This is a genomic window from Grimontia marina (assembly GCF_900060185.1).
Classification (GTDB): domain Bacteria; phylum Pseudomonadota; class Gammaproteobacteria; order Enterobacterales; family Vibrionaceae; genus Enterovibrio; species Enterovibrio marinus.
Genome location: NZ_FIZY01000095.1, coordinates 1 through 9,208, shown reverse-complemented (window position 1 = coordinate 9,208; position 9,208 = coordinate 1). Strand labels below are relative to the sequence as shown.

Below are 9,208 nucleotides of genomic sequence, written 5' to 3'. Positions count from 1 at the left end.
AAAGAAAGACTCAGACCTATTCATTGCCATGCTGGAGAAGCTAAAGTGGCACTACCGCCGAGCCAAAAGTGTCACCTTGATACTGGATAACTACATCATCCACAAAAGTAAAAAAACGAAGGCTTGGCTCAAGAAGAACCCAAAGTTCAGGCTGCTGTTCCAGCCCGTTTATTGCCCTTGGGTCAACGTCATAGAACGATTGTGGAATGCTCTCCATGAGACAATTACTCGGAATCACAGGTGTAAACATATGTGGCAATTGCTCAGGAAGGTGAAGCACTTTATGGATAACGTATCGCCTTACCCGGGAGGTTGCCACGGCACGGCGAAAATGTAGCACTATTCGGATCAGTTATTTAGGAGGGAAAATGGATTTAGATTACATTAAAGCGGTTGATGTTTTGGGCCAATTACGGGTAGGAAACTCAATCAGTGAAGCACTCAGGGACGAGGCCGGTGAGGTAGCTAGAGCAGTCTTCGATAAGCACAAAGATAAGTGCGATATCGACGCTATCTTTTCACTGCTAGATCATTCCATGGTCAGCGCGCAATTACGAAACAGTTGGACCGATGCCATCTGTGATGTATGGCTAGAGCAAAGATAAGCGGGTGATCTTACGCCCAAACAACCTGAAGATATAGGATTCCGCCAGTTTGGCTGGCGTTGTGATCGCGGCCTTCTTTTGTAGTTGTGGTTTCACATCCATCAAAAAGGAACAATAAAGAGCACGGCGTCAGTCATTTCGTTTACGCTTCATTAACTTGCGCACAAAGATAGTGCAAACATGCCCCGTTTAAGCGCATAAAACATCCCTTCTCTTGAATATCCCCGCTTTCAATATCAATAGACATCTTGAGTGGTGCATGATCTTCTATATAAATATCATGGAGTTAAATAATATTTGCACACTTATGGCGCTTTCGTGCACTTATTTAGATCATTCAGGCACGCTTTGTGCTATCCCCATCCACAGGAAATTCAATCTCAAGGAAGTAGAGGATTTACAACGTGGAAAATATTAGTAGCGCGATTCAAACGCTGTCAGAAAGCGCGAACACGCTCTTTATTCTGATCGGTGCCATTATGGTATTGGCAATGCACGCAGGTTTTGCCTTTCTGGAAGTCGGTACCGTCCGTCACCGCAACCAAGTCAACGCCTTGGTCAAAATCATGTCCGACTTCGGCTTCTCAGCGCTCGCCTATTTCTTTATTGGCTACTGGGTCGCTTACGACGTTAATTTTTTCAGCAGCGCCAGCGTCCTATCCGAGGGTAACGGCTATGAGTTAGTGAAGTTCTTCTTCTTAATGACCTTTGCCGCCGCGATTCCAGCCATCATATCCGGCGGTGTTGCCGAACGTGCCAAGTTCTATCCCATGTTGATTGCTGCGGCAGCCATCGTCGCTTTTGTTTATCCATTTTTCGAGGGGCTAATCTGGAACGGTAACTTTGGTTTTCAGGGTTGGCTAGAAGCAACCTTTGGTGCCCCTTTCCATGATTTCGCTGGTTCAGTCGTGGTTCACGCTGTTGGCGGATGGATTGCACTGGCTGCCATTATGATTCTTGGCGTTCGTAAAGGCCGTTACCGCGGCGATAAGCTGATTGCTTTTGCACCTTCCAATATTCCGTTCCTGGCACTTGGCGCATGGATTCTGACTGTGGGTTGGTTCGGCTTTAACGTAATGTCTGCACAAACCATGGACGGTATCAGTGGTCTTGTCGCAGTAAACACCCTAATGGCAATGGTCGGCGGTATCATCACCTCCCTCATTGCAGGTAAGAATGACCCTGGTTTCCTGCACAATGGTCCATTGGCAGGCCTTGTAGCCGTTTGTGCCGGCTCTGATTTGATGCACCCGATCGGTGCCTTAATCACTGGCGGTGTAGCGGGCGTGTTGTTTGTTTGGCTGTTCACCCTTATCCAAAACCGTTTCAAAATTGATGACGTGCTGGGTGTATGGCCACTTCACGGCGTATGTGGTGTTTGGGGCGGTATCGCAGCAGGCATCTTCGGTTCAGAAACCCTTGGTGGCCTTGGTGGTGTTAGCCTTATAGCTCAAATCATCGGTACAGCTACGGGTGTCGTTGTCGCGTTTGTTGGTGGTTGGATTGTTTATACTCTAGCTGAAAAAACTGCAGGTATTCGCTTAAGCGAAGAAGACGAATATAATGGCGCCGACTTAGCTATTCACAAAATCGGAGCAACGTCGGAAGACTAATTTAACCATCAATGCTGCGATAAAGCCCCTCATAATCAAGCGGGGCTTTTCTTTAAAATTAAGCGTTTACAATATATTCTTTTATAGTATCGAGACTAAAAATCACATATCAATTCTCATCTACACTCCAAACCTGTCAACCAAACCCCATAAACATTTCCTATACCCAAACGACCTAAAGATACTCGCATTCAGAGGTCATCAATGCGTTCAATTTGAGGCAAATTTCACGAGGAATAGTCGTTCTATTTCCGTGGGATTTAACGAAGAAGTCGGCGCATTGATGGCCTCCCTTCGGGCGAGTTGACAGACGCCGTGCTCTTTGTTGTTCCTTTTTGATGGAGATGACTACATCTGGAAAGGAACGCTGCGATCACAACGCCAGTCAAGCTCGCTGCATCCTGCATCTTCAGGTTGTTTGGGTATATATGCATATATCCAATAAGTCTCATGAATAATACATATACAATATATATGTGACATTTTTTATTGACGAAGCTATTAATATGCGCAAACTATAAACACAACAATTATTACTTAATATACACATGTCTTTTGGCTGTAACTTTGGCAAATTTGGCAAGCTGATACTATTGGAATATTTCCCTAAAGGGGAGGGAACATGGATTTAGAATATATGCAAGCAGTAGATGTATTGGGACAACTACGAGTGGGCGATTCGATCAGCGATGCGCTTAGAAATGAAGCGCAAAGTGTGACCCGTGAAATCTTCGAAAAATATCGTGATAGGTGCGACGTCGATTTTATAGAAGTCTTACTTTATGATAATGAAGTCAGCACAAAATTAAGAAACTCGTGGACTGATGCCATATGCGATGTGTGGTTGAATTAAGTCCGTTCGCTGTTATTCAATAATACCCTAAAGCATGCGAAAAACCTGTCAACACCTGTGGGCGATATAGAACAGAACCTCGCTGCTAACAGATAAATATATGGAGCCCATAATGGGCTCCATTTCTTTTTCTTCACTCTTAGAAGCACTTCAAGTAGCTATGTATTCTGACTGACTTATCAGCTTTACAAACCCTACTCTGTACAAGTTTTCAAGCATTTACGATCGCAAATTCCATCATTGGCTTTTCATTCTATCAGCCGGAGATATTTAATCTTTCTTGTCACCACCTTCGCATTTTCAAAGTCGGGAAGTGAGTCATCCACTTATTGAAGAAGGTCTATTCTCAAAATCCAAACGGGACAAAAAAATGCTTAAACAACTCGGATGTATTTCTTTATTGCTAATTGCTGCAAATGCTGTCGCACAATCTGTACCCGCAACTCACCATACGCTCAATTATGAAGGTCGCACTATCAAAGATTATTCTGAAGGCATAGTGCAACTCAATTGGCCAGGAACATCAGTTAAAACCCAATTTAACGGTCACACACTAAGCGTTACCCTAATTGGAAATGGCGATCATTTTGATGTTTTAATTGATGGAAAGCTGACTAAAAAACTTATTACTGCTCGCGGAAATAAACCACAATCGTTTACATTATTAGAAAATGATGATCCAAAAAAAGTACAAGTGGAAATAGTTAAACGAACCGAAAACTATGATTCACTCACCCAGGTTATCTCTTTTGACCACGATGGCAGCCTGCAAGGCATTTGGGAGACACAACCCCATATTCTATTTATCGGGGATTCCATCAGTGCGGGCTTCGGCAGTGAATCAAATAAGCGCGAATGTACCTGGGGGGAGGTGTATGCGTCTTCAAATGCCCGCCTCGCTTTCCCCTATCAAACCGGCGAAGTATTGAATGCCAGCATTACACAGGTTTCATTTTCAGGCTTGGGGCTGATCAGAAACTGGAGTGGTAACCAGCCTCATCATGATCTTACCTATTACGCTGACAAGGCCAGTGCAGTCTTTGGGTTCACCCATGATTTCGAAGACACACATCCAAACCTTATTGTTGTAGAAGTAGGCACCAATGATTTCAGCAGCGATCCTCAGCCTCATGAACCATGGGTGGATATTGAAGCAGTGAAAACAGACTGGACAGACCGTATGGTTGAATTTGTCGGTGAACTTCGCCAGCGCTACAGTGGCGTAAATGTTATCTTAATGCCTCGCCCAGCCTACCCTTATGACTACATTATTCCAGCGACCAGCGAAGCGATCCAAAGGCTGAATGCTCAAGGTTACGAAGGTATTTATAGCCATACTTTTGTCTCTCCACTTGAAGGATGTATCTGGCATCCTACTTCTGAAGAACACAAGGATATTGCCAACAAGCTGTCTGATTTTATTCAGGTCAATAAGCTTCTTTAACCCCTCTTTGCAAACGTTCGCCTGCCCCCGATTTTCTCGGCGGCAGGCGTTCTTCTCAGACTTCAGTGGTAACATTCACTCATCAACTATTTTCTATATACCCAAACAAACTGAAGATGCAGACCATCATTGAATGGGTTCAGGGCGACCCGTTGCGCATGCAGGCGCTCTATGCCACACGCAGTCTAAAATTGCCTCAGTGTTATATCGCTGCTGGCTTTATCCGAAATCTGGTTTGGGATCGCCTACACCACAAAGAAAACGCGACTCCGCTCAATGATGTGGATGTGATTTATTTCAAAGCTGATGAAACTGATATAAAGGCTCATCTGACGTATGAATTGCACTTAAATACGATAATGCCCTCGCTCAATTGGCAAGTTCGCAACCAAGCGCAAATGCACCAGCGAAACAATGATGAACCCTATTTGGACATCTTAGATGCGATGAGTTTCTGGCCAGAAAAAGAAACCGCAGTGGCAATCAGACTCGGTGATGACAACATGCTAGAGTGTATCTCCCCATTCGGATTTGAATCCCTATTTGCATTGAAAATCACACCCAACCCTAAACGCGACGCCGCTATCTTCCACCAGCGTATAAAGTCTAAAAAGTGGCTCTTGCACTGGCCAAAATTAACAGTGGAAAAAAATTTCGGATAACCTGCATCTAAATCACTTCCTATCCCGTCTCCTTCTCTGACAGCGCTGTCTCATGATGTCAAAAATAATGAGAAGGAAATCCCATGTACAAACCTATGCTTGTCGGCGTCATGCTAGCGTTTCCAACGCTGGCTATCGCCGCAGACAACACTGTCAACACTGCAGTTGGTGAAGTTTTTGTCGATCCAAACGGACGCACACTTTATACCTTCAGTAAAGATACTACCGGTAAGTCAGTCTGCAACGGTGGCTGCGCAGCTAAATGGCCGCCACTTTCTGTTAATCCGGCGACAAACACACTCTATGGCAGTCAGCCGGGGTTTAGCATCATCAATCGTGATGATGGCAGCGAACAATGGGCGTATCGGGGCGCACCGCTTTATCGCTGGTTTAAAGACATGAAGGCTGGCGATATCAAAGGGGCGGGTATCGGAGGCGTTTGGCCACTAACGCGTGCCGATGATGTGACAGTCCGGCTATATAACGATGATAAACGCCGCTATCTGGTGGATAGCGACAATTTTACCCTCTATACGTTTGATAAAGATGAAAAGGGTATCTCTAATTGCTATGGCGACTGTGCAACGTATTGGCCACCCGCTTTGGTGGACACGCAAAACGCTTCATCGGTCACATTGTCCGGTGGTTTTGGGGTAACAAAACGAAAGGATGGGAACGTTCAGTGGACATACCAAGGGATGCCACTTTACAGATGGATTAAAGATACTGCGCCAGGTCAAACGACAGGAAACGGCGTGAAGGACATCTGGCACATAGTGCCGCTATGAGGTGATTTTTGAGACTCGATACCAAGGAAGTCGGCGAGTTACTCTCCCGCATTGCCCTAAAAGACAGGAGCGCTTTTGAAGCGCTCTATTCGCTCACAGGTTCGCGCTTATATCATTTACTGGTTTCTATCGTCAAAGACGAAGGGCTGGCAGCTGATTTGTTGCAGGAAGGCTTTCTGAAGCTCTGGTTCAGGCAGCACAACTACCCCATAGACTATCCTTGGGCCTGGCTTTGCCAGAGTATGCGAAACCTCGCCATTGATGAACTGAGAAAGGTGCGATATTCAAAGGAAGAATCGGTCTCTGACCCCATATCAGAGGCCGAGAGAGGTTTGGAGATGCTTGAAAACAACGCACACCCAGAACATCAGAAACTGAGTTATTGCCTGCAAGCCCTCACACCTGAAAAGCGCTGTGTCATCGTCCTTGCTTATGAACACGGCCTGAGCCACGAAGAGATTGTCGAACACGTGAACTCCCCACTAGGAACAGTAAAATCATGGATTCGACGCGGACTGATGGAGCTTAAACGATGCCTGCATTAAACGTTGCCAAGCGCTACCAATCCGCGGAATTAAGAGACAGGCTCGCCGCAGAATATGTCCTCGGCACGCTCACACACAACGTCCAGCGTCGTCTGGAATGTTTGATGAATCAGGACCCAAGTTGGTGGGAACACATTGAGCACTGGCAGCAGCATTTTGCCGGTATCACTCCTTGTGTCGATGCACATTTAGAGTGGGAGTTTACCCAACCGCCTGAGCGGGTTTGGCGCAATATCGCCACTGCCATTAACCCACAACGCGAATTAGCCATAACTGCACTGAAAGCGCCTTGGTGGAAAGCGGTCATCATGCCTTTATCAATCGCCTTTTCGCTCGTGATGGGTGTGCTGATAAGTCCGAGCATCATGCCACCAGAGGCTCCAAAGAAAGGTCCGATTATTGTTCAGCCTGCTAACTACTTTGCTTTGATGTCCTCTGAACAGGAACACAATCTGTTTGCCATTGTGGCGTATCGCGGATTAGGGGATGCGAAGTCGACACTGCGTCTGCAACGGAACCTGCGCGAATCGGAGTTACCGCCGGAAATGGCCACTGTCTGGATGCGGGATAAAGAATCCGGTGAGGTTACCCGCATCGACACGCTGAGAAACATTAATGACACCCGCTTTATGTCGACTACGGAATGGAAGCAATTGCAGAACAGTTCCGAGCTGATTGTCACCATTGGTGAGACGCCGGACAGTCAAGTGCTATACCGCGGCCGTTGCGTTGAACTGAGTAACTGGAACGCCATATAAAAGCTGGTCAGGCGGCGCGCTGTGGCCTTCAGATATCGATCAAGTGCCACAAGCGCCCATAGAAAACGAAGCGAGAATTTAAGCAAAAAAAGCCCTCCAAACTTTAGAGGGCTTTTTTCTATCCAAGCGAAACTAGCTTAGTTGTATCCCGCGACCTGCTTCGAGAAGTTATTCATCGCTTTCACACCATCAATCTGGTTCTCAAAACCCAGCGGAAGTTTGGTGTTCGGAGAAAGCTTTTCTGGCGTCGAGAAATACGGGATCGTATTGCCGCCCATCACGGTGCGTTCCGCAGAGTAACCAACGGCGATATCACTCGCCAAATCCGGCGTCAGTACACCATGATTCAGTCCCATGTTGTGCCCAAGCTCATGGCGCATAACAGTGGTGCCACAGTTGAGCGATCCTGTCGCCACCATATTGAAACGGCTGGATTTCACCCAAGCCAGACCACACCCGCTTTCAGTGCCCTCGTAGTAAATCGCGTCCGCTTTCAGGGCGTCACGTCGCTGCTGAGCAATCTGATCAGAGCGCAGAGCACTCAAAGCATCACCCAGTTTCAGCCAGGTGTCCGGTGTCTGGAATTTCTCAAGAGAAACCATGCGGAAACGGAAGTTAGCCCCTGAGTTCATCAGCGCTTCATTGGTTTTCACAAAGCCTTCCACCAAACGAGCACGTGATTTGGTTTCGCCAATTTTCTGCACGTTTCGATGGCTGTAGTAGGCCAACAAATCGATAGTGACGGTTTCCCGCTCCCAATTTCCACTGCCATTCACCACAAAGGTTGCCCATTCGCCACGATGTAGTCTGTTTGGGCTCATTCCCTGCCCTGACACGACAAACGACCAAGCCGCATTCGTTTTCACGTGAACGCGGGTGCCTTCGCCACGGTTTGGCAATTTCAGATCCCCTACCCAATTGGCATTAGAAAAGTAAACGTGGGTATCAGGTGCAGTGATGTTAAGCTCGCCATTTGTAACATCACGCGCATTCATGCGTACTTCGGGGCTCTTATACAAGCTCCACAGATTGCGGTCACCACGATAAACAAAGACATACTCCTGACCGTCAGAGGCTCGCCCAAATCGGTACGGATATTCATAATGGTGGCATTCCATTCAGCATGGGAGCGGATGGCAACTGTATCCCCTTCCTTGCCTTGCACGGGCAGGGAGATGTTGCCGATGTAGTTGGCATTCGCAAACTGCACCACTGTCATCGGCGAGTAAGGGGTTGGCACCACACCGTCTTTAATATCACGCGCATTGATAAATCGCTCTGGTGCAGACTTGAAGAACCATTTTTTATATTGCTTGTTGTAGACCAACACGTATTTGTCTTTTGTGCGGATAGAAGCCGTACTCTTGGTTCCCAACTGCGCGTCATCAATACGTGATATCCAAGATGCGTTGGACGTGATAACAATGCCCTGAAGCTGGTTAACAGATTCTGGCAGTTTCACTGCCCTCGCCCAGTCGCCATCATACATGTGGTAACGGACAAAACGCTGACCCGCATCGTTTTTAATAGTGTCTCCCACCTTGTTTGGCGTTTGGAAATCCATGTCCATACTCCACGCCCTAAATAACTGATCCGAATAGTGCTACATTTTCGCCGTGCCGTGGCAACCTCCCGGGTACGGCGATACGTTATCCATAAAGTGCTTCACCTTCCTGAGCAATTGCCACATATGTTTACACCTGTGATTCCGAGTAATTGTCTCATGGAGAGCATTCCACAATCGTTCTATGACGTTGACCCAAGGGCAATAAACGGGCTGGAACAGCAGCCTGAACTTTGGGTTCTTCTTGAGCCAAGCCTTCGTTTTTTTACTTTTGTGGATGATGTAGTTATCCAGTATCAAGGTGACACTTTTGGCTCGGCGGTAGTGCCACTTTAGCTTCTCCAGCATGGCAATGAATAGGTCTGAGTCTTTCTTT

Annotated in this window: 12 protein-coding genes; 9 read left to right on the top strand and 3 right to left on the bottom strand. The window is 46.8% G+C overall.

Annotated features, from left to right (window positions below; translation table 11 throughout):
* The 9 genes from GMA8713_RS24595 to GMA8713_RS24555 all read left to right on the top strand — a co-directional run.
* The coding region (locus GMA8713_RS24595; protein WP_157515497.1) for an IS630 family transposase at window positions 1-337 on the top strand (337 nt) is incomplete at its 5' end.
* Between the two features lie 31 nt (window positions 338-368).
* On the top strand, window positions 369-605 hold the full coding sequence (locus GMA8713_RS24590; RefSeq protein WP_002540711.1) for a hypothetical protein: 237 nt from the start codon (window positions 369-371) through the stop codon (window positions 603-605).
* 404 nt (window positions 606-1,009) lie between these two features.
* Complete coding sequence (locus tag GMA8713_RS24585) at window positions 1,010-2,218, top strand: ammonium transporter (protein WP_062715182.1); 1,209 nt, start codon at window positions 1,010-1,012, stop codon at window positions 2,216-2,218.
* 622 nt (window positions 2,219-2,840) lie between these two features.
* Window positions 2,841-3,071 (top strand): hypothetical protein, encoded by a 231-nt coding sequence (locus GMA8713_RS24580; protein WP_062715180.1) that lies wholly within the window; start codon window positions 2,841-2,843, stop codon window positions 3,069-3,071.
* A gap of 370 nt (window positions 3,072-3,441) precedes the next feature.
* On the top strand, window positions 3,442-4,515 hold the full coding sequence (locus tag GMA8713_RS24575; protein WP_062715179.1) for an SGNH/GDSL hydrolase family protein: 1,074 nt from the start codon (window positions 3,442-3,444) through the stop codon (window positions 4,513-4,515).
* Between the two features lie 116 nt (window positions 4,516-4,631).
* Window positions 4,632-5,177 carry a nucleotidyltransferase family protein gene (locus GMA8713_RS24570; protein WP_062715177.1) on the top strand — a complete coding sequence of 182 codons (546 nt, stop codon included), beginning with the start codon at window positions 4,632-4,634 and terminating at the stop codon, window positions 5,175-5,177.
* Between the two features lie 83 nt (window positions 5,178-5,260).
* Window positions 5,261-5,965 carry a hypothetical protein gene (locus tag GMA8713_RS24565; protein ID WP_062715175.1) on the top strand — a complete coding sequence of 235 codons (705 nt, stop codon included), beginning with the start codon at window positions 5,261-5,263 and terminating at the stop codon, window positions 5,963-5,965.
* Window positions 5,966-5,973: 8 nt separating this feature from the next.
* Entirely contained in the window at window positions 5,974-6,510 is a 537-nt protein-coding gene (locus GMA8713_RS24560; protein WP_062715172.1) for an RNA polymerase sigma factor, read from the top strand.
* Window positions 6,498-7,268, top strand: a complete 771-nt coding sequence (locus tag GMA8713_RS24555) for a hypothetical protein (RefSeq protein ID WP_062715171.1) — start codon at window positions 6,498-6,500, stop codon at window positions 7,266-7,268. The genes GMA8713_RS24560 and GMA8713_RS24555 overlap by 13 nt, the downstream gene beginning before the upstream one ends.
* A 137-nt stretch (window positions 7,269-7,405) precedes the next feature.
* On the opposite strand, the gene GMA8713_RS24550 is transcribed toward GMA8713_RS24555, so the two are convergent.
* The 3 genes from GMA8713_RS24550 to GMA8713_RS24540 form a co-directional block, all read right to left on the bottom strand.
* Complete coding sequence (locus GMA8713_RS24550) at window positions 7,406-8,263, bottom strand: zinc-dependent metalloprotease family protein (RefSeq protein ID WP_062715169.1); 858 nt, start codon at window positions 8,261-8,263, stop codon at window positions 7,406-7,408.
* Entirely contained in the window at window positions 8,260-8,832 is a 573-nt protein-coding gene (locus GMA8713_RS27820) for a hypothetical protein (RefSeq protein WP_198159580.1), read from the bottom strand. The genes GMA8713_RS24550 and GMA8713_RS27820 overlap by 4 nt, the downstream gene beginning before the upstream one ends.
* 39 nt (window positions 8,833-8,871) lie before the next feature.
* Window positions 8,872-9,208, bottom strand: a 337-nt coding sequence (locus GMA8713_RS24540; RefSeq protein ID WP_157515497.1) for an IS630 family transposase, incomplete at its 5' end; no start/stop codon positions are given.

Coding starts and splice junctions, on each gene's coding strand:
- GMA8713_RS24565 (WP_062715175.1), top strand. CDS start 5,261: ATGTACAAACCTATGCTTGTCGGCGTCATGCTAGCGTTTCCAACGCTG.
- GMA8713_RS24575 (WP_062715179.1), top strand. CDS start 3,442: ATGCTTAAACAACTCGGATGTATTTCTTTATTGCTAATTGCTGCAAAT.
- GMA8713_RS24550 (WP_062715169.1), bottom strand. CDS start 8,263: ATGAATGCGCGTGATGTTACAAATGGCGAGCTTAACATCACTGCACCT.
- GMA8713_RS27820 (WP_198159580.1), bottom strand. CDS start 8,832: ATGGATTTCCAAACGCCAAACAAGGTGGGAGACACTATTAAAAACGAT.
- GMA8713_RS24570 (WP_062715177.1), top strand. CDS start 4,632: ATGCAGACCATCATTGAATGGGTTCAGGGCGACCCGTTGCGCATGCAG.
- GMA8713_RS24590 (WP_002540711.1), top strand. CDS start 369: ATGGATTTAGATTACATTAAAGCGGTTGATGTTTTGGGCCAATTACGG.
- GMA8713_RS24555 (WP_062715171.1), top strand. CDS start 6,498: ATGCCTGCATTAAACGTTGCCAAGCGCTACCAATCCGCGGAATTAAGA.
- GMA8713_RS24580 (WP_062715180.1), top strand. CDS start 2,841: ATGGATTTAGAATATATGCAAGCAGTAGATGTATTGGGACAACTACGA.